Source organism: Saccharothrix sp. S26 (assembly GCF_021390395.1).
Lineage (GTDB): Bacteria > Actinomycetota > Actinomycetes > Mycobacteriales > Pseudonocardiaceae > Actinosynnema.
Map to the genome: position 1 here is coordinate 1 of NZ_JAJUWT010000014.1, position 18596 is coordinate 18596.

Annotated in this window: 18 protein-coding genes; 6 read left to right on the plus strand and 12 right to left on the minus strand. The window is 72.7% G+C overall.

Annotated features, from left to right (window positions below; all coding sequences use genetic code 11):
• The first annotated feature begins 161 nt into the window (after positions 1-161).
• Both galE and LZG04_RS22795 read left to right on the plus strand, forming a co-directional pair.
• Positions 162-1124, plus strand: coding sequence for a UDP-glucose 4-epimerase GalE (gene galE / locus LZG04_RS22790; RefSeq protein ID WP_233819934.1), 963 nt, complete (start codon positions 162-164; stop codon positions 1122-1124).
• Positions 1124-3175, plus strand: a complete 2052-nt coding sequence (locus tag LZG04_RS22795) for a S9 family peptidase (protein WP_233819935.1) — start codon at positions 1124-1126, stop codon at positions 3173-3175. Before galE ends, LZG04_RS22795 begins: the two co-directional genes overlap by 1 nt.
• Before the next feature lie 1463 nt (positions 3176-4638).
• Here the strand turns inward: LZG04_RS22795 and LZG04_RS22805 are convergent.
• From LZG04_RS22805 to LZG04_RS22820, 4 genes are all read right to left on the minus strand, one after another.
• Positions 4639-5673 carry a DUF4192 domain-containing protein gene (locus LZG04_RS22805; protein WP_233819936.1) on the minus strand — a complete coding sequence of 345 codons (1035 nt, stop codon included), beginning with the start codon at positions 5671-5673 and terminating at the stop codon, positions 4639-4641.
• A 115-nt stretch (positions 5674-5788) separates the two neighbouring features.
• Positions 5789-6553, minus strand: a complete 765-nt coding sequence (locus tag LZG04_RS22810; protein ID WP_233819938.1) for a M23 family metallopeptidase — start codon at positions 6551-6553, stop codon at positions 5789-5791.
• Positions 6554-6682: 129 nt separating this feature from the next.
• Positions 6683-7195, minus strand: coding sequence for a M23 family metallopeptidase (locus tag LZG04_RS22815; protein ID WP_233819940.1), 513 nt, complete (start codon positions 7193-7195; stop codon positions 6683-6685).
• 92 nt (positions 7196-7287) lie between these two features.
• Positions 7288-9129, minus strand: a complete 1842-nt coding sequence (locus LZG04_RS22820) for a Xaa-Pro dipeptidyl-peptidase (protein WP_233819941.1) — start codon at positions 9127-9129, stop codon at positions 7288-7290.
• Between the two features lie 159 nt (positions 9130-9288).
• On the opposite strand from LZG04_RS22820, the gene add reads away from it, so the two are divergent.
• Positions 9289-10290: an adenosine deaminase gene (add, locus tag LZG04_RS22825; protein ID WP_233820406.1), complete on the plus strand. Its 1002-nt coding sequence runs from the start codon at positions 9289-9291 to the stop codon at positions 10288-10290.
• Here add and LZG04_RS22830 read toward each other — a convergent pair.
• On the minus strand, positions 10247-11410 hold the full coding sequence (locus tag LZG04_RS22830; RefSeq protein WP_233819942.1) for an MFS transporter: 1164 nt from the start codon (positions 11408-11410) through the stop codon (positions 10247-10249). The genes add and LZG04_RS22830 overlap by 44 nt on opposite strands.
• Positions 11410-12321 carry an alpha/beta hydrolase gene (locus LZG04_RS22835; protein WP_233819944.1) on the minus strand — a complete coding sequence of 304 codons (912 nt, stop codon included), beginning with the start codon at positions 12319-12321 and terminating at the stop codon, positions 11410-11412. The genes LZG04_RS22830 and LZG04_RS22835 overlap by 1 nt, the downstream gene beginning before the upstream one ends.
• Positions 12322-12392: 71 nt before the next feature.
• Here LZG04_RS22835 and LZG04_RS22840 point away from each other — a divergent pair, with 71 nt between their 5' ends.
• Positions 12393-13259: a LysR family transcriptional regulator gene (locus LZG04_RS22840; protein ID WP_233819947.1), complete on the plus strand. Its 867-nt coding sequence runs from the start codon at positions 12393-12395 to the stop codon at positions 13257-13259.
• On the plus strand, positions 13256-14476 hold the full coding sequence (locus tag LZG04_RS22845; protein ID WP_233819949.1) for a 6-phospho-beta-glucosidase: 1221 nt from the start codon (positions 13256-13258) through the stop codon (positions 14474-14476). The genes LZG04_RS22840 and LZG04_RS22845 overlap by 4 nt, the downstream gene beginning before the upstream one ends.
• Here LZG04_RS22845 and LZG04_RS22850 read toward each other — a convergent pair.
• The 3 genes from LZG04_RS22850 to LZG04_RS22860 form a co-directional block, all read right to left on the minus strand.
• Positions 14464-15096 carry an endonuclease V gene (locus tag LZG04_RS22850; protein WP_233819951.1) on the minus strand — a complete coding sequence of 211 codons (633 nt, stop codon included), beginning with the start codon at positions 15094-15096 and terminating at the stop codon, positions 14464-14466. The two genes, LZG04_RS22845 and LZG04_RS22850, sit on opposite strands and share 13 nt — an antisense overlap.
• Positions 15093-16025, minus strand: coding sequence for a DUF3500 domain-containing protein (locus tag LZG04_RS22855; RefSeq protein ID WP_233819953.1), 933 nt, complete (start codon positions 16023-16025; stop codon positions 15093-15095). The genes LZG04_RS22850 and LZG04_RS22855 overlap by 4 nt, the downstream gene beginning before the upstream one ends.
• A 63-nt stretch (positions 16026-16088) precedes the next feature.
• Entirely contained in the window at positions 16089-16739 is a 651-nt protein-coding gene (locus LZG04_RS22860; RefSeq protein WP_233819954.1) for a maleylpyruvate isomerase family mycothiol-dependent enzyme, read from the minus strand.
• Between the two features lie 62 nt (positions 16740-16801).
• On the opposite strand from LZG04_RS22860, the gene LZG04_RS22865 reads away from it, so the two are divergent.
• Entirely contained in the window at positions 16802-17326 is a 525-nt protein-coding gene (locus LZG04_RS22865) for an ABATE domain-containing protein (RefSeq protein ID WP_233819956.1), read from the plus strand.
• A 40-nt stretch (positions 17327-17366) separates the two neighbouring features.
• On the opposite strand, the gene LZG04_RS22870 is transcribed toward LZG04_RS22865, so the two are convergent.
• The 3 genes from LZG04_RS22870 to LZG04_RS22880 form a co-directional block, all read right to left on the minus strand.
• Positions 17367-17795: a CBS domain-containing protein gene (locus LZG04_RS22870; protein ID WP_233819958.1), complete on the minus strand. Its 429-nt coding sequence runs from the start codon at positions 17793-17795 to the stop codon at positions 17367-17369.
• 295 nt (positions 17796-18090) lie between these two features.
• On the minus strand, positions 18091-18297 hold the full coding sequence (locus tag LZG04_RS22875; RefSeq protein ID WP_233819960.1) for a hypothetical protein: 207 nt from the start codon (positions 18295-18297) through the stop codon (positions 18091-18093).
• Between the two features lie 31 nt (positions 18298-18328).
• The gene (locus LZG04_RS22880; RefSeq protein ID WP_233819962.1) at positions 18329-18481 is read right to left on the minus strand and encodes a hypothetical protein; all 153 of its coding nucleotides are present in this window, start codon (positions 18479-18481) and stop codon (positions 18329-18331) included.
• Positions 18482-18596: the final 115 nt, after the last annotated feature.

Genomic DNA, 18596 nt, shown 5'->3' on the forward strand with positions numbered 1-18596 from the left:
CGATCGCGTTGGTGCCGGTGGAGCGGCATGACGAGGTGGTGCGGCGGGTGCTGGGTGCGTTCGCCGAACGCGGGTGGGCCACGCCCCGGACGTTCACGGCGGTGCCCTCCGCGGGCGCCGGCCAGGATCACTGACGATCTAGTCGAAAGCAGGGATGCAGGGTGAAGTTGCTCGTCACGGGCGGTGCCGGGTACGTGGGCAGCGTCTGCGCGGCCAGGCTGGTGGAGTCGGGGCACGAGGTGGTCGTGCTGGACGACCTGTCCACCGGGCACGCGGACGCGGTGCCCGACGGCGTGCGGCTGGTCGAGGCGGGCATCGACGACGCGATCGGCGGCGTGCTCGCGGAGGGCTTCGACGGCGTGCTGCACTTCGCGGCCAAGTCGCTGGTCGGCGAGTCCATGCAGGATCCGGCGAAGTACTGGCAGGGCAACGTGGTGACGTCGCTGCGGCTGCTCGACGCGATGCGCGAGCACGGCACGCCGCGGCTGGTGTTCTCCTCCACCGCCGCCACCTACGGCGAACCCGAGCAGGTGCCGATCGCGGAGACCGCGCCGACGCGGCCCACCAACACCTACGGCGCGACCAAGCTCGCCATCGACCACGCGATCACCTCCTACGCCGCCGCGCACGGCCTGGCCGCCGTGTCGCTGCGCTACTTCAACGTGGCCGGCGCGTACGGGCGGTTCGGCGAGCGGCACGGCGTGGAGACGCACCTGATCCCGATCGTGCTCCAGGTCGCGTCCGGCCGCCGGGACCGGGTGCAGGTGTACGGCGACGACTGGCCCACCGACGACGGCACGTGCATCCGCGACTACATCCACGTCGTGGACCTGGCCGACGCGCACCTGCGGGCGCTGGAGCACGCGACGGCCGGCGAGCATCGCATCTACAACCTGGGCAACGGCTTGGGCTTCTCGGTCAAGCAGGTCATCGACGCCTGCCGCGAGGTGACCGGCCACCCGATCCCCGCCGACGTGGCGCCGCGCCGGGCGGGCGACCCGGCGGTGCTCGTGGCCTCCAGCGAGAAGGCCCGCGCCGAGCTGGGCTGGAAGCCCGAGCGGGTCGACCTGGCCGGCATCGTGCGCGACGCGTGGGACTTCACCCGGTCACAACAGGGGGCGTGATGGCAGGCAAGATCACCGAGGCGGGGTTCGGGGACCTGACCTCGTTCACCGAGATGCCGCGGATCTCCGGGCTGGCGCTGTCGCCCGACGGCACGCGACTGGTCACCGTGGTGGCGACGCTCTCGCCGGACCGCAAGGCGTGGCAGGGCTCGCTGTGGGAGGTCGACCCGACCGGCGAGCGTCCCGCGCGGCGGTTGACGCGGGGTGCGAAGGGCGAGTCGGCTCCCGCGTTCACGCCGGACGGCTCGGTGCTGTTCCTCTCGTCGCGGCCCGACCCCGAGGCCAAGCCGGGCGACCGCGACGCCAAGGACAAGACCGCGCTGTGGCTGCTGCCGCCCGTGGGCGAGGCGCGTGAGCTGTACCGGCCCGCCGGTGGCGTGTCGGAGTTCGCGGTGGCGCGGGACGCGGGCACGGTGCTGCTCGCGGCGGGCGCGCACCCGACCGTGGAGTTCGGCGAGCAGGACGAGGAGCACCGCAAGGCCCGCGAGGACGCCGGCGTGACCGCGATCCTGCACGAGTCGTACCCGGTGCGGTACTGGGACGCCGACCTCGGGCCGAGCTTCCCCCGGCTGCTGGCCACCACGTCCCCGGTCGACGTGGACCGCGCGCGCATCGACCAGTCCTCGGACCTGGTGGACCTGACGCCCAACGCCGCCTCGCGCCTGGACGACTCGCCCGCGATCAGCCCGGACGGCCGGTGGGTCGTGCACACCGAGGGCGTCGCGGTGAGCGCGTCCTACGGCAAGCGGGTGCGGCTGCGGCTGACGTCGACCGACGGCACCGCCGACCGCGTGCTGGCCGACGCCGAGGGGCACTCGTTCCTGCAACCGGTGTTCCTGCCGGACTCGTCCGGGGTGATCGCGGTGCGGGCGCTGGACTCCACACCGGACCGGCCGTGGACGAACACGTTGGTGCGCATCGACCTCGAGTCCGGGTCGGTCGAGGAGCTGGCGGCGGACTTCGCCGAGGAGCCCGACCACCCGGTGGTGAGCCCGGCCGGTGACGCGGTGTACTTCACCAGCAGCCACCGGGGTCACCAGCCGATCTGGAAGCTCGACCTGGCGTCCGGCTCGGTGGTGAAGCTGACCGCGTCCGGTGCTTACACCGACGTGCGGGTCAGCCCCGACGGCGAGTCGGTGTACGCGCTGCGCAGCGCCTGGGACCACCCGCCGCAGCCGGTGCGGCTGTCGGCGTCCGGTGTGGACCAGCAGGCCGTGCCGCTGCCCGCGCCGGGTGCGGTCGAGTCCGTGCCGGGGACGTTGACCGAGGTCGAGACGGTGGTCGAGGACGGCCGGACCGTGCGGGCGTGGCTGGTGCTGCCTCGCGGCGCGTCGGCCTCCCGGCCCGCGCCGTTGCTGCTGTGGGTGCACGGCGGTCCGGTGATGAGCTGGAGCGGGTGGAGCTGGCGCTGGAACCCGTGGCTGATGGCGGCGCGCGGGTACGCCGTGCTGCTGCCGGACCCGGCGCTGTCCACCGGGTACGGGCACGACTTCGTGCGCGCCGGCTGGGCGTCGTGGGGCGCCAAGCCGTACACGGACCTGATGGCGATCACCGATGTGGCCGTGCGGCGGGACGACATCGACGACTCGCGGACGGCCGCCATGGGCGGGTCGTTCGGCGGGTACATGGCGAACTGGATCGCCACGCAGACCGACCGGTTCAAGGCGATCGTGACGCACGCGTCGCTGTGGCACCTGGACGCGTTCACCGGGACCACCGACGACTCGTACTACTGGATCCGGGAGATGGGCGACCCGCTGCGGCAGCAGGACACCGTGCGGGCGAACTCGCCGCACCTGCGGGTGGCGGACATCAAGACGCCGATGCTGGTGATCCACGGCGACAAGGACTACCGAGTCCCGATCGGCGAGGGCCAACGCCTCTACTTCGACCTCGTCCGGCACGGGGTGCCCGCGAAGTTCCTGTACTTCCCCACCGAGAACCACTGGATCCTGACGCCCGGCAACGCGAAGGTCTGGTACGAGACGGTCTTCGCCTTCCTCGCCGAACACGTTCTCGGCGACCCCTGGCGACGCCCGGACCTGATCTAGCGCTGCGCTGTCGCCACGGCTGATCGGTGAGGCGAGGGCTGCTTGGTGGTCCGGCGGGCTGCCCGACCCTGCGTTGCGCGGATGTCTGCCTCCGGGCGGATAACCGACTGCCCAGAGGCAGGGCGGTTGCGGTCGGGTGGGTCGGATGCGGAGAGGGCGGTGTCACGACACCTCCGTAGGCGGACTGCCCCGGCACGCGGGTCGTCCCTGATCGGGGGAAGTTGGCGGTCTTCGGCGTCGGCACGGGCCGGTTGGGGCCGGTGGGCGCGGGCCAGCGGCCGGGCGCCGGTCGGTGCAGGCCGGGAATACGGGCGGATACGCGTTGGCGGGTCGGCAGCGGATGTGAATCGGCGGTTTGTGGCTCGCGGGTGCGGGCGGTGGGGTCGGGGCCAGAGGTCGGTGGCCTCGGTCGGCGGTAAAGCGCGAACGGGCGCGCCCCCGTTGATGCGAGCGGGTGCGGTCCGAGATGGCGATCGGTGGGCGCGGGTTAGGTGGGCGTGGGCCAGCAAACGTGGGCGGGTTGGTCCGGCTGGCGATTGGTCGGGAGGTCGGTCAGCGGGCGAGGGTTGACGGGCGCGGGCGGATACGGGTTGGCGGGATGCGCGGGCGGGCGCGGAGCGCCGGGAGTCGACCTGGCTGGAGGTCGGTGGGCTCGGTCGGCTGGTGTGGGTCGGTGCGGATCGGCAGGCGCGGATCGGGAATATGCAAGCGGAAGCGCGGTGGGTTGATGAACACCGATCGGTGGGCGGTTGGTCGGTGACTGCGGGTGTCGGCCAGCAAGCGCTGGCGGGTTGGTCCAGCTGGCGGTTGGTCGGTGGGAGGGCGGTCGGTGGGAGGGCGGTCGGTGGGAGGGCGGTCGGTGGGAGGGCGGCCAGCAGGTGCGGGCCAGCGGGTGCGGGCGGATAGGGGGTTAGCGGGATGCGCTGGTGGGTGCGGAGCGCCGGACGTCGGATTGGCTGGGGGTCGGAGGGCTCGGTCGGCGGGGGTCGGTCAGCCAGGGCGGCGGGGGCGGGTCGGTGAGCGCGAAGGGTTGGGCTGGTTGGCGGTCGGTGCGGATTGGCAGGCGCGGATCGGGAAGAGGCAAGCGGGGGCGCGGTGTGGTGATGCACGCCGGTCGGTGGGCGGTGAGGTTCGGGCGGGCGATCACGGCGCGCCGAGTGGTGTGTGCGGGTCAGTGGCCATGGGTTTGAGCGGTGGGTTGGCCCAGGTCGGCAGGCGGTTGGTCGGCAGGCGGCGGTCGGCGGCGGTCGGTGGGAGGTTGGTTGGCGGGCGGGCGGTTGACCCAGGTCGGTGGGAGGTTGGTTGGCAGGCGGGCGGCGGGGTTTGGCCGAGCGATCACGCCCGCAGGTTGGTGGGTGTGGGGCGGTCGGTGAGGGGGCAGAGGTGGTGATGAGGTGGGCAGAGGTGGCGGTGAGGTGGGGAGAGGTGGCGGTGGGGTGGGGAGAGGTGCGGGGGTGAGGGGATCAGGGGGTGGTTGGGTCGGGGGGTGGGGTGGTCCAGTCGGTGGTGGCGGCTCGTTCGGCCAGTTGGCGGATTTCGGTTGGGGGGAGGCCCGCGTTCAGGGCGGCGCGCAGCAGCCTCGTCAGGCGGTGGCCCGGGTGGGATTGTTCGGCTCGGTCCAGGGCCATGTAGGTCAGTGCGCCGTTGCCTCGGATGTAGGCCGAGAACGCCAGCAGGGTGGCCGGTTCCGCGCGTTCCGGTGAGGGGCACGCCCTGGTCAGCTCCACCCACAGGGTCTCCGCGCTCGGGGCGTGGTCGCCGATGCAGTAGGCCAGGCTCGCGTCCCTGGTCAGGGGGTTGGCCAGGGCGTGGGCGAGGTCGGCGACCTCCTCGTCGGTCAGCGGGCGTTTGCGGGTGGCGGCGCGCAGCACCTCGGCTTGGATCAGGTCGAGGTGGCGGGTGGGCACGGTGTCGTCGTCGGGCAGGGGTTGGGTGGTGGCCAGGCGGTTGAGCAGGGCGGCCCGGCGGGACAGGGCTTCCGGTGGGTCCGGCCTCAGCAGGTCGCCCAGCGCCTCCCGACTCGGGTAGGTGACGTAGCCGTCGGCGGCCGAGGCGGCGGCGAACGCGGTGCTCGACGGGTCGGGCACGGTGCCCGAGGTGCCCACGTCGTGGTAGTCGAACCAGTGCTCGCCCTTGGCCGTCGCACGCGTCCACACCGCCAGCAGGAGCGGCACGTCGGCCGCGTGCAGGGCGTCGTCCAGCTCGTCCACCAACGCGTCGTGCGGCAGGTGCTCGGGCGGGTCGCTCGAACCTCCGCCGACCACCACGACCACCGCGTCGGCACCCCGGCACCCGGCCAGCGGCTCGACCAACCGGTCGGCCACGCCGTGCGGCACACCCGGCGGCGGCAGGTCGATGCGCAACGTCATCGTCACGTCGTGGTCGCGCACCACCAGCAGCACCACCGAGTCGGACGGGTGGAAGCCCAGCAGGTGCGGCACGGCGGCGATCAGGTCGCCCGGGTCGCGCAGACGGGTCGGGGGCAGCAGCTTCGTCATGGGTCCGACCCTGGCGCAGGGCGGGCCGGGACGCCGGCGGCGATCGCCGATCTGTGGACAACTCGGAAAAGGCCGCCCCCAGCGAACTGGGGACGGCCCGGCGACCTGGGGAAACTCAGCAGTCCGGTGCCACTTGACCGTCCGAGCCTGTGTACACGTACGCGTCGGAGATGTAACCCGACCCGATCTTGTCCCACAGGTTGGTGGTGCCGTACTTGCCGGTGATCGTCTGGCCCTGCGTCTGGCAGCTGATCGTCACGGTCGCGCCGTTGGCCACCGAGCCCACGGCCGCGTACTGCGTCCCGGGCCCCGACCGGATGGTCACCGACGCACCGCTGTCGGTGCCGACGGTGCCGGTAACGCCGGTGGTGCCGCACGAGTTGCGGCTGGTGTAGCTGCGCGTGCCCCAGTAGTAGATCTGCGTCCCGTTGAACGCGATCTTCTGGTCGACCCCGTTGAGCCTCTGCTCGTAGTGCAGGTGCGGTCCGGTCGACCCGCCGGTGGACCCCACGGTGCCGATCCGCTGGCCGATCCGCACGGCCTGCCCCACGGACACGGCCTGGGTGGACAGGTGCGCGTACCGGGTGCGCCAGCCACCGCCGTGGTCGATCTCGACCCACCGCCCGTAGCTCGTGCTGCCCTCGTTCGCGACCCGGGTGACGCTGCCCGCCGCCGACGCGACCACCGGGTCGCCGTCGTCGTTGGCCCGGTTGAAGTCGACCGAGTTCGCGGGGCTGTGGTTGGTGCGGGTCTGGCCCTCCCACACCTGGTTGCACGGGAACGGCAGCTGGAAGTTCGGCGCCGCCGCGGCCTCGCCCTGCGTGAGGACGAGGCCGATCAGCGGCGCCACCAAGGCCGTGACGAACACCCGTCGGCTCATCTGCCACCTCCTTGACGACTGGGGGTGATCATCCGACCACGCCCGGCCGCTTCAGTGGAAGACTTACCAGGTATTGACTTAGTGAATTACTTGCTAACCAACCGAACGGAGCAGTGAACGCCGGCCCGCTCAGCAGTTGCGGCTGGTGTAGCTGCGCGAGCCCCAGTAGAGGATCTGCGAGCCGTTGAACACGATCTTCTGCGCCACGCCGTCGAGCCGCTGCTCGAAGTGCAGGTGCGGACCGGTCGACCCGCCGGTCGAGCCGACGTCGCCGATGCGCTGCCCCCGCGTCACGGCCTGGCCGACGCTCACCCGCTGCACGGACAGGTGCGCGTACCGGGTGCGCCACCCGCCGCCGTGCCCGATCTCGATCCACCGCCCGTAGCTGGTGCTGCCGGTGTTCTCCACCCGCGTCACCGTGCCGCCCGCGGAGGCCACCACGGCGTCGCCGAGGTCGTCGGCGCGGTTGAGGTCCACCGCGTTGGCCGGGCTGTGACTGGTCCGGGTCTGCCCTTCCCACACCTGGCCGCACGGGAACGGCAACTGGAACGCGGGCGCCGCGACGGCCTCGCCCTGGGTGAGGGCGAGGCCGACCAGCGGCGCGACCAGTGCCGTGACGAAAGCGCGCCGGGTTCGGCTCATCTGCCACCTCCTTGACGACTGTGGCGCAGATCCGACCACAACCGCACCCGTCAGTGGAAGACTCCCGAAGTAGACGCTTCGTGAATTACTTTCTAACCAACCGATCGGCGCAACGCGGCGAGCCCGCCCACCACGGGGAGTTCCACCACCGTCCGGGTCAGGTCGACCGACAGCCCCGCGCCCGGCTTGGGCCGCAGCGTGTAGTCGTAGTCAGAAGAGATCAGCACGAACTCCACGCGGTGACCAGACGGGACCACGTAGTCGTTCGGCTCCAGCTCCACCTCGACCCGGTACTGCTTGCCCGGCTCGATCGGCTTGGTCCGCGACGGCGACACCCGGTTCTGCGGGTCGGTCCACCCCCGCGTGATCACGTGCGACGTGCCGTCGGGCGCGCGGTCCACCAGCAACGCGGTCACGTTGGCCGCGGGCCGGTCGAACGAGATCGCGAGGTCCACCCGGGCCGTGCCGGAGAACCGCACCGGCTCGGTGGTCGGCCGCGTCGCGTACGCGAGCCGGTTGCCGGAGCTGGGCAGGTCGACCAGGTCCTCGGCGCGCTTGGACGAGTCGTCGCGCAACGACTCCACCACCGCGTGGCCGGGCACGGGCTCGAACCGCAACGCGCCCTTGGCCGTGCCGCCCGCCCACGGGTGCACGCGAGCGGTCGACGTGCCGGGGGCGGGCCAGTCGGCCTCGTCCACCCACGTGGTCCTGTCCTCGCGCTGGATCGTCGCCTTGGGCTCGCGCTCGACGCCGTTGTCGACGCCGTAGAGGTAGTGGCTGAACCAGCGGTTGATCGTGCGCCGCCACTCGGCCGACCGCAGCGTGTCCGGGTCGGTGTGCCCGGACTGGTGCAGCCAGATCTTGTGCTCGACGCCGTGCCGCCGCAGCGCCTCGTACCACTGCGCGACGTGCTTGACCTTGACGTTCCAGTCGCTCAGCCCGTGCACGGCCAGCACCGCGGCCCGCACCTTCGACGCGTCCTTGACGTAGTTCCGCTCGTCCCAGAACTCGCTGTAGTCGCCGGTCACCCGGTCCTGCCGGGCCGCCACCTCGGCGATCACCGGCTTGCAGATCTCCCGGTCCTCGCGCGTGTAGACGTACTCGGCCAGCACGTCGAGGTCCTCGCCCTGGAACGTGCCGGGCGCGACCACCGCGCCGTCGGCCCGGTAGTAGTCGTACCAGCTGGAGATGGCCGCGATGGGCACGATGGCCTCCAGGCCCTCGACCCCGGTGGCGGCGACCGCGTTGGGCAGGGTGCCGTTGTAGGACACGCCCATCATGGCGACCTTGCCGGTGGTCCAGCCCGCCACGACCGGTGCGCCCGCCGCGTCACGCGCGGTGGTGCGGCCGTTGAGCCAGTCGACCACGGACTTGGAGCCGATGGTCTCGTTGCGCCCGCCGGAGGTGGGGCAGCCCGACGACTTGCCGGTGCCCAACGACTCGGCGTAGACCATCGCGAAGCCGCGCGAGATGAAGTAGTCCTCGTAGCGCCCGGACCGGATCGGCGCGGGGTTGGGCCCGACGGCGGCGGCGATCCGCTCGTCCGCCTGCGCCTTGAGCAGCGAGCCGTCGCGCTTGTCGTACCCGCCGCGGTGGTTGGGCACGTACAGCTCCACGTCCACGTCGTGGTTGGCCACGTCGTTGCCGCCGGAGAAGTACGGGCTGTTGAAGAACACGACCGGGACCTTGAGCCCGCGGTCGGTGGCCTGCTGGCGCACCACCTCGGTGTAGACCTCGTCGTCGTGCCCGTCGCGGTCGCTGTCGACCGGCGCGCGCACCCACACGCTCTCGCGCACCACGTCCTTCGGGTCGAAGACGGGTTGCGCCTCGCCACCGACGAACACCGGGCCCTCCGCCGCTGCCTCGGCCACGGCGGGCGTCAGCCCCAACGTGACCAGAGCGGCGAGCACCGCGGCTCTCCGTGCACCCTTCACCACCGAACCCCCATCATGTGTAGGACAGGTTTCGGGCTGACCATCCCCCGCCCCACAACGCCTGTCAAGGGTTCCCAAAGTCCACAGTGGACATAAACCGAAGACCCGACCATCGGCCCCTTGACCAGCGGCGGAGACCTGTGCAGACTCGCCCGGGCCATGCGTGATCTCATCGCCGCGCTGCCCAAAGTGGAACTGCACGTCCACCTCGTCGGGTCAGCCTCCCCCGCCACCGTCCTCACCCTCGCCCGCCGTCACCCGCAGCACGGGGTGCCGACCGACGAGGCCGACCTGCTCCGGTTCTACGAGTTCACCGACTTCGGCCACTTCATCGACGTCTACGCGGCGGTGAACGACCTGGTCACCACGGGCGACGACGTCGCGGCGCTGGTGCTGGGACTGGCCGAGGAGCAGGCGCGGCGCAACGTCCGCTACGCCGAGGTGACCGTGAGCGCGACCAGCCACCTGCGTGCCGGCATCGCGCCGGAGGAGCTGGACGAAGCCCTCGCCACGAGCCGCGCGCGGGCCAAGGCCGAGCACGGCGTCGAGCTGGCGTGGGTGTTCGACATCCCCGGCCTGTGGGACCGGGACTTCGGCCTGACCAGCGCGAAGTACGCCGTCACGCACCGGCCGGCGGGCACCGTCGGCTTCGGCCTCGGCGGGTTCGAGGCGGACGCGCCGAGGCGGGCGTTCCGCGAGGCGTTCGCCGTCGCCCGGGACGCGGGCCTGCACTGCGTGCCGCACGCGGGCGAGACCACCGGCCCGGACCAGGTCCGGGAGGCGCTCGACGAGCTGCACGCCGAGCGGATCGGGCACGGCATCAACGCGGTGGCCGACCCCGAGCTGCTGCGCCGGCTGGCCGCCGAGGGGATCACCCTGGAGGTCTGCCCGACCTCGAACCTGCGCACGGGCGCGGTGCGGGCCATCGAGGACCACCCGCTGCCCAGGCTGCTCGACGCGGGCGTGCCGGTCACCCTGGCCACGGACGACCCCGGCATGTTCCACACCGACCTGGACCGCGAGTACCTGCTGTGCCACGAGGTGTTCGGCCTGGGCGAGCCGGAGCTGGCCGAGCTGGCCCGCACCGGGGTGCGGGCCAGTTTCGCCCCGGACGAGCTCAAACGGTCACTGCTGGCCGAGATCGACGCGCTCGGTCACTGACCCCGCCCGCCACCGCCACGCCGAGCGCGGCCAGCGCCATGGCCGCGCCCACCCAGTTGGGAGAGGTGTAGCCCAACCCGGCGTCGATGGCGACTCCACCCAGCCACGCACCCGCCGCGTTGCCGAGGTTGAACGCGGCGATGTTCGCCGCCGACGCCAGCGCGGGCGCGCCCGACGCCTGTTCCAGCACCCTGGCCTGCAACGGCGCCACGGTCGCGAACCCGAACACCCCGAACACCGCGATCGTCACCGCCGCGGGCACGGCCCAGTGCGCGGTGACCGCGAACACCGCCAACACCACCACGAGAGCGCCGAGGAACGCGTACAGGCTGGGCATCAGGCGACGGTCCGCCGCACGGCCGCCGACCACGTTGCCCACGCAGAGCCCGACCCCGAACAGCACCAGCAGCCACGTCACCGCGCCCGGCGAGAACCCGGCCACCCGCGTCATCATCGGCGCGACGTAGGTGAACGACGCGAACACCGCGCCGAACCCGAGCGCCGTCGTCGCCAGGGCCAGCCACACGCCCGGCCGCCGGAACACCGCCAGCTCGCCGCGCAGCCCGGTCGAGGCGGGCTGCGGCGGCACCAGCGCCACGATCCCCACCAGCCCGGCCACGCCCAGCGCGGTCACCGCCCAGAACGTCGACCGCCAGCCGAGCTCCTGCCCCAGCGCCGTGCCGGCGGGCACGCCCAGCACGTTCGCCGCGGTCAGCCCGGTGAACATCATCGCGATCGCCCGCGCCCGCCGGTCCGGCGCGACCAACCCGGCCGCCACCACCGACCCGACGCCGAAGAACGCGCCGTGGCACAGCGCGGCGACGACCCGTCCCACCATCAACAACGCGTAGTCGTCGGCCACCGCGCACAGCAGGTTGCCCAGGATGAACAACGCCATCAGGCCGACCAGCAACCGCTTGCGCGGCAGCCGCGAGCCACCGGCCGTGATCAGGGGCGCGCCGACCACGACGCTGAGCGCGTAGCCGGAGACCAGCAGCCCGGCCGACGGGATCGAGACCCCGAGGTCACCCGCCACCTGCGGCAGCAGGCCCACGATGACGAACTCGGTGGTGCCGATGCCGAACGCGCCCACGGCCAGCGCGAGCAACGCGGGCGGCATCACCGGGCACCCAACCAGGTCCGCAGCTCGCCCAGCAGCACGCCGTACTCGTCCAGCACACCGTCCATCAACACGAACGGGTGGATCGTGCCCTCGAACTCGCGCAGCCGCACCGGCACACCGGCCGCCGCCAGCTTCGCCGCGTACCGCTCGCCGTCGTCGCGCACCGGGTCGTGCTCGGCGATGGCCACGAACGCGGGCGGCAGGCCGTCGACCGGGGCGCGCAGCGGCGCGGCCAGCTCGGAGACCTCCGAGATTTCGGACGAGCCGAGGTAGTGCGACCAGAACCACCGCATCGTCCCGGCGGACAACGCGTAACCCTCCTGGTGGTCCACGTAGGACCGCGTGGTGAAGTCGACGTCCAGCGCCGGGACCACCAGCACCTGGAACGCGAGGTCCAGCGTGCCGCGCGCCTTCAGCGCCACGGCGGCGGCGAGGTTGCCGCCCGCGCTGTCACCCATCACGCCGATCCGCGCCGGGTCCACGTCCACCGACGCGGCGTGCTCGAACAGCCACGCCGTGGCCGCGTACGAGTCGTCCAGCGGCACGGGGAACGGGTGCTCCGGCGCCTTCTGGTAGTTCACCGCGAACACCGCGTGCCCGGTGGCGTTGGCCAGCGCGCGCAGCGCCACGTCGTAGAGGTCGAGGTTGCACGTCACCCAGCCGCTGCCGTGCAGGAACACGATCGCGGGGAACGGCCCGTCGCCCTCGGGGTAGTAGATCCGCGCGGGCAGGTCGGCCGTCGGACCCGGCACGAAGAGGTGCGCGACGCGGGCCACGGGCTCCGGCGCGCCCTGGAACGCCAGGAACCCCCACTGCGCCCGCCGCGCCTCGAAGACGGTCGACTCCTCCAACGCGGGCGCGCCGGCCAGCTTCTCCAGCACCGCGCGCGCCTGTTCGTTCAATGCCATGAGCCGATCATCCGACCACCCGCCTTGATAAGTCCAAGGCATGTTCTTTCTGGTATCCATAAACTGACCTCATGAGCCTGAGGCAGTTCGAGTACCTCGTCACGGTCGTGGACGAGGGCTCCTTCACGCGCGCCGCCGAGCTGCTGCACGTCACGCAGCCCGCCCTGTCCCACCAGATCCAGGCCCTGGAACGGGCCGTGGGCGCACGGCTGCTCGACCGGCTCCCCCGCTCCGTCCGCCTCACGCCCGCCGGCCGTGCCTGGCTGCCCCACGCCCGCGCCGCCCTGGCCGAGGCCGAGCGTGCGCTCACCGCCGCACGGCGCACGGCGGGCGTGGAGTGCGGTGAGCTGCGCGTGGCCACGCTCTACTCGCTCACCCTCGGCGTGCTGCCGCCCGTGCTGCGGTGTTGGCGCGCGGAGCACCCGGACGTGCGCATCCGCCTGTTCGAGCACCGCCACGCCGACGAGCTGCGCGACGCGATGGCCGACGGGCAGGCCGACATCGCCCTCGGCCCCGAACCCGCGAATTGGGTCGGCTTCCGGCGCACGCTCGGCGTGGAGGAGTTCGTCGTCGTCCTGCCGCCCGACACGCACCACCGCGAGCCGATCGACCTGCGGGTCCTCGCCGACGTCGGCTGGGTGCACTACGCGCCGGGCAACGGCCTGGCCGACCTGGTCGACGCGGCGTGCGCGGCCCGGGGCTTCCAGCCGGGCGCGGCCGTGCGCACCGAGCAGACCGCGGCGGCCCCGGTGCTCGCCGCGTCCGGGCTGGGGCCCGCGCTCGTGCCGCGCAACATCGTGCCGGAGACGTTCGACGGCGCGGTCCTGCGCACCGATCCCCCGGTGCGCCGAACGCTCGTCGCGTACGCGCACAAAGCGCCCGACCCGCTCACGTCGGCCTTCGTGGCCTTGCTCGCCGAGGCAGGATGGGACGCATGAGGCTGGTCATCCTGGGCGGCGGGGGCTTCCGCGTGCCGCTGGTCCACAAGGCGTTGGACGAGCACATCACCGAACTGGTGCTGCACGACGTGGACCCGCGCCGGCTCGACGCGATCCGGCACGTCCTGCGGGACGGCCCGCCGGTCACCGCCACCACGGACCTGGACGAGGCGTTGCGCGGCGCGGACTTCGTGTTCTCCGCGATCCGGGTCGGCGGCCTGGCCGGGCGCGCGATCGACGAGGAGGTCGCCCACGCGCACGGCGTGCTGGGCCAGGAGACCGTCGGCGCGGGTGGCATCGCGTACGGCCTGCGCACCGCGCCCGTGGCCGACGCGATCGCCCGGCGCGTCGCCGAGCTCGCACCCCGGGCCTGGGTCGTCAACTTCACCAACCCGGCCGGGTTGGTCACCGAGGTCATGGCCCGGCACCTGGGCGAGCGCGTGATCGGGATCTGCGACTCGCCGCTGGGCCTGTGCCGCCGCGTCGCCAAGGCGCTCGACGTGGAGGATCCGACGTTCGACTACGCGGGCCTGAACCACCTGGGCTGGCTGCAAGGCGTCCACGCGGGCGCGGAGAACCTGTTGCCGACGCTGCTGGCCGACGACGAGGCGTTGACGAGCTTCGAGGAGGGGCGGCTGTTCGGCGCGGAGTGGTTGCGCGCGTTGGGCGTGATCCCCAACGAGTACCTGCACTACTACTACTCGACGCGGGAAGCGTCGGGTGACAGCCGGGGCGCTTTCCTGTTGGCCCAACAACAACGCTTCTACGACGGCGAGGTGGACTGGGAGACCACGCGGCTGGAGCGTGAAGCGACCTACATGGCGCAGGAGCGCGAACGCGACAGCCTCGAAGGCGGCGGGTACGAGCACGTCGCCATGGCGCTCATGCGGGCCATCGCGGACAACCGGACCGCGACGCTGATCCTGAACGTGCCCAACAGCTCCACGCTGTCCACACTGGACGACAGCGCGATCGTCGAGGTGCCGTGCGAGGTCGACGCGACCGGCGCGCGCCCCCTGCCGGTGAGCCCGCTCCCCGACCACGCGGCCGGTCTCGTCACGTCCGTCAAGGCCGTGGACCGGCTCATCATGGAAGGTACGCGTTCGGCCGCGCTCAAGGCGTTCGCCCTGCACCCGCTGGTCGACTCGGTCGCCACCGCCCGCAGCCTGCTGGACACCTACGCGCGACGGCACCCGGAGCTGGCCTACCTGAGGTGAGCCCGGCCCAACGCGTCGGCACGCCGCGTCGTCTCCGGCAGCCGCGTCACGCACAGCCGCAGCACCTCGGCGCACGCCCGGTCGAGGTCGACGCGGTGGCCCACGGACACGAACACCGGCTTCACGCCTTCCCGCGTCCGCAGCGCCCGCCCCACCACCTCGCCGTCGTCCACGAGGTCGGTGTGCGCGCCGCGCACGTCGTCCGGCACGTCGAACCGGCCCATCGGGGTCTTGGCCACGCCGACGCTCGGCAGGCCGGTCACCACCCCGAGGTGGCAGGCCAACCCGAACCGGCGCGGGTGCGCCAAGCCCTGCCCGTCGCAGACCAGCAGGTCCGGCGTCACGGTCAGCTCCTCCATCGCCGCCAGCAGCGACGGCAGCTCCCGGAACGCGAACAGCCCCGGCACGTACGGGAAGTCGGCCTGGCCCAGCACCACGGCGGAGTCCACCGTCCGCAACGACTCGGCGTCGAGCACCACGACCGCCGCGGCCACCCGGTCGTCGTCGGCGTAGGACACGTCGAGCCCGGCGACGTGGCGCACCACCCAGCCGGGATCGGTGCGGGTCGACACGAGCGGCCGCAGCCGTTCCTGCTCGGCGACCGCCTCCTCGGGCGTCACGGGTGCCGCACCGACGCGCGGTGCGCCGCCAGCAGGTCCTCGCCGAAGTCGCCGGAACGCCGCCGCCACACCGAGTGCGCGTGGTTGGCGTCGTTGTCGGTGTTGTCGTACTCGATGAGCAGGTCCGGGCCCTGGATCCGGTAGTAGTGGCCCGCGCCGCGCTTGTCCGAGCCCTCCCACGAGAAGTGCAGCCGGTCGAGGTCCAGCGCGTCGAACTCCTCGTCGGCCAGGTCGCTGGTGAGCCGGTCGAGGTAGTAGCGCACCAACCCGACGAGCAGGCCGCGCGACGCCCGGTCGAGCTGGGCGGGCGTCACGCCGACGGGTTCCAGGTCCCCGACCCGGCGCGCGTTGCCCGTCTTCAGGTCCGGCGGTGGCGTGTCGGCGACCACGGCCAACCCGCGGGCCGTGCGCCCCATCCGGTCCAGCAGCTCGCGCGCCAGCTCCTCCTCCAGCCGCAACGGCTGCAACACCGTGCGGCCGCGGTACGTGGTGCGGGCCGGGTGCGCGCCGAGGAAGAACGGGGTGGCCGACACGCGCCCGTCGGCCACCACCACGCTCACCGAGAGGTGGTGCCCCTCGACCCGCCAGCCCCACGGCTCGTCACCGGGCTCGCCGAGCAGCACGGTCCAGTAGTCGCCCTGGTGGCGGTCGCGGGTGCCGCCCTCGCGGTCGTCCAGCACGTCCTCCAGCGCCATGATCGCGGTCGTCTGCGCGTAGGCGTGCGGGCTGAGCACGCACGACAGCAACCGGTGCACGGCTTTGCGCTGGTCGCGGGTGAGGTCGCCGTACTCGACGCCCGGCCGCGGGCCCGGCGTGTACGCCCACCGCGTGCGCAGGTCGTCCGCCATGCTCCCCACCACCGCGGCGCGCTGCCCGTCGTCCAGCAGGTCGAGGAAGCCCTTGGTGGCTTCGGCGATCTCGTGCAGCATCACTCGAACCTATCCGCCCCCGGGGCGTGCGGCAGCAGGCGCACCGGTTCGGTGACCGTCGTACTACGGCCAGGGCTTGAGCTCGGGCTGCTGGCCGTCGACCGGACCGTGCGGCGCACGGCCGGCGAGCCACGCGGTCAGGTCGGTGTGCGAGCCGGTCAGCTCGACGTCCCGGCCCTCCCCGATGGTCCACTGGCGCCGCGGCGACCGCAGGGTGAGGCGGACGTCGTCGGGCACGCGCACGGACAGGAAGTCCACGACGTGGTCGCAGAACTCGAGCGACCACGTGACGGGCCCGAGGTCGAGGTCACGGGTGTGGATCTCGACCTCGCGCCACACGGCGTAGGCGGTGTCGGTGAGCGTGCCGTCGCGGTAGAAGACGGGGGTGTCCCAGTCGCGGACGTTCGCCCACGCCTTGGTGAGCCGGTCGACCGCGTCGGCGATCGCGGCCCGGTGCTCCGCGGCGGTGCGCCCGGCGGCCGCCTCGATCGCGGCGTCACGCGCGGGCCGCCCACCGGGGTAGACCTCGACCTTCGTGCCCTCGTGCTCGGCCTGGCCCGCGAGCCCCGCGGTACCGTTCGCCAGGTGGGCCAGCACGTGGCCGCGGGTCCAGCCGGGCAGCACGGACGGCTGCGCGACCTGCTCGTCGGTGAGGTCCGCGATCACGGCGGCCAGCCTGCGGTGGGCGTCCAGCGCGTTCGCCTGGATCGTCACAACTCTCCCTAATGGTCTATCGACTCATACGCGTTAGGGAACCTATCACTAGACTCGCCCGCGTGGCACTGGCGTTGGAGTTCGCGAGCACGGTCCGGCACGACGGGCACGGCGGCCTCGCGGACGACCTGGCCACGCCGGAGGGCCTCGCCGCCTGGGCCGGGGTACCGGCGGACGAGTCGTTGCGCCGGCGCGCGGTCGAGCTGCGCTGGGCCGTGCGATCGCTGTTCGCGCACGCGACCCGGGCCCACGAACGCACGGACACACCGCACCTGATGGACGTCGAGCGCGCGCTGGAGATCGTCAACGGGGCCGCCGCGCGAGTGCCCCGGGCGGCGCGGCTGGAGTGGGGCGAGCAGCCGACGTTGCGCTACGTCGACTCCGCGGACGAGGGCGACCGGCTGCTGGCCGGCCTGGCGACGGCGGCGATCGAGTTCCTGGCCGGCGCGGCGCGGGCGGACCTGCGCGCCTGCCCCGCGCCCCGATGCATCCGGTACTTCGTGAAGGCCCACCCCCGGCAGGAGTGGTGCAAGCCGTCGTGCGGCAACCGGGCCAGGGTCAGCCGCCACTACCACCGCGGCCGCTGACCCGCGCGGACGCCCGCGAGCGCCCGCGCGGACGGACCGGTCAGCCCTGGGAGATGTACGCGGTCAACTGGTCGTGGTCTTCCTGCAACTGGCTGATCCGGCTCTTCACCACGTCACCGATGCTGACGATGCCCACCAGCTCGCCACCGTCGAGCACCGGCACGTGCCGGATGCGTCGTTCGGTCATCAGCACCGTGAGGCTGTCCACCGAGTCGCGCGGCGTGCAGGTGAACACCTCGCTCGTCATGATCTCCGACACCGGCGCGGCCAGCAGCTCGCCACCCCGGTCGTGCAACCTGCGCACGACGTCGCGTTCGGACACGATCCCGGAGATGCCCTCGGGCCCGAGCACGACCATCGCGCCCACGTTGTGCTCGGCCAGCGCGGCGACGAGTTCCGCCACCGACGCCCCCGACTCGACCGTGGCCACGGCCGAACCCTTGTTGCGCAACACGTCAGCGATCCTCATGGGTGCCTCCCGATCTCCGCCAGACCCGGTTGCTACCCAGCTCAGGCTAGTTGGCCGGCCACGCGAGCGGCAGACCTCGCGCCCGATGGGAGCACCGGCCCCCCGGTCACCCGCTCGGCGCAACAGCGCGGTGCCAGGTGGCCGGTCGGTGCGGGAAAGCGTTGGCGGCAAAGGAGAAAGCACCACCGCGGGCGCGTGCTCGGACGCGCCCGCGACGGTGCTCGAGTTCGACCGGCTCCGGGTTCGCCAGGTGTGCGCTCATCGCGCACGGAGACCGGTCGGCGGCGCTGGTCGATCAGCCGCCGCTGGTGCGCCGGAACACGCGTCGTCCCACGAACGTGTTCTGGTGCGGCCGGCCCGGGATCTTGTTCACGCCGTCGTTCTTCTGCGCGTGACCGCGCCGGGCCGCGCGGTTGAGCGCGACGGCGGGCTGCTCGGACTCCACCTGTTCGGGCTGGTCCTGCTCGCCGCCGTCCGCCTGCGGAACGTCCTGATCGGTCATGTCTGCCTCCTGGGTGTGGCGATGTCGCTGGTCAGCGACGCCGCATGGCGTACTGGCGCGGGGTGACGGCAGCCCGACCGCCGCCGAAGCGCGGCTGCACCGCGCCGTTCGAGCGGGCGCCGCGGCGTGCGGCCCGGTTGGTCGGCTGACCGTCGTGTGGCGGTTCGTTGCGCATGGTGGGCATGCGATCGCCTCCTCGGTGTTCGAGGCGTGCAAGGAGCTACGACCCGTGGTTCGACGGGGTCGTGGGAGAGCCGCTGAGGCCACCAGGAGAAGGGCGCGGCACGGCCCGAGGCCGC

What these genes read in the sequence shown, in the direction of transcription:
- add (WP_233820406.1), top strand. Translation starts at nt 9,289, where the DNA reads ATGCGTGATCTCATCGCCGCGCTGCCCAAAGTGGAACTGCACGTCCAC.
- LZG04_RS22805 (WP_233819936.1), bottom strand. Translation starts at nt 5,673, where the DNA reads ATGACGAAGCTGCTGCCCCCGACCCGTCTGCGCGACCCGGGCGACCTG.
- LZG04_RS22795 (WP_233819935.1), top strand. Translation starts at nt 1,124, where the DNA reads ATGGCAGGCAAGATCACCGAGGCGGGGTTCGGGGACCTGACCTCGTTC.
- LZG04_RS22870 (WP_233819958.1), bottom strand. Translation starts at nt 17,795, where the DNA reads ATGAGGATCGCTGACGTGTTGCGCAACAAGGGTTCGGCCGTGGCCACG.
- LZG04_RS22815 (WP_233819940.1), bottom strand. Translation starts at nt 7,195, where the DNA reads ATGAGCCGAACCCGGCGCGCTTTCGTCACGGCACTGGTCGCGCCGCTG.
- LZG04_RS22880 (WP_233819962.1), bottom strand. Translation starts at nt 18,481, where the DNA reads ATGCCCACCATGCGCAACGAACCGCCACACGACGGTCAGCCGACCAAC.
- LZG04_RS22855 (WP_233819953.1), bottom strand. Translation starts at nt 16,025, where the DNA reads ATGCTGCACGAGATCGCCGAAGCCACCAAGGGCTTCCTCGACCTGCTG.
- LZG04_RS22835 (WP_233819944.1), bottom strand. Translation starts at nt 12,321, where the DNA reads ATGGCATTGAACGAACAGGCGCGCGCGGTGCTGGAGAAGCTGGCCGGC.
- LZG04_RS22845 (WP_233819949.1), top strand. Translation starts at nt 13,256, where the DNA reads ATGAGGCTGGTCATCCTGGGCGGCGGGGGCTTCCGCGTGCCGCTGGTC.
- LZG04_RS22830 (WP_233819942.1), bottom strand. Translation starts at nt 11,410, where the DNA reads ATGCCGCCCGCGTTGCTCGCGCTGGCCGTGGGCGCGTTCGGCATCGGC.
- LZG04_RS22810 (WP_233819938.1), bottom strand. Translation starts at nt 6,553, where the DNA reads ATGAGCCGACGGGTGTTCGTCACGGCCTTGGTGGCGCCGCTGATCGGC.
- LZG04_RS22840 (WP_233819947.1), top strand. Translation starts at nt 12,393, where the DNA reads ATGAGCCTGAGGCAGTTCGAGTACCTCGTCACGGTCGTGGACGAGGGC.
- LZG04_RS22875 (WP_233819960.1), bottom strand. Translation starts at nt 18,297, where the DNA reads ATGACCGATCAGGACGTTCCGCAGGCGGACGGCGGCGAGCAGGACCAG.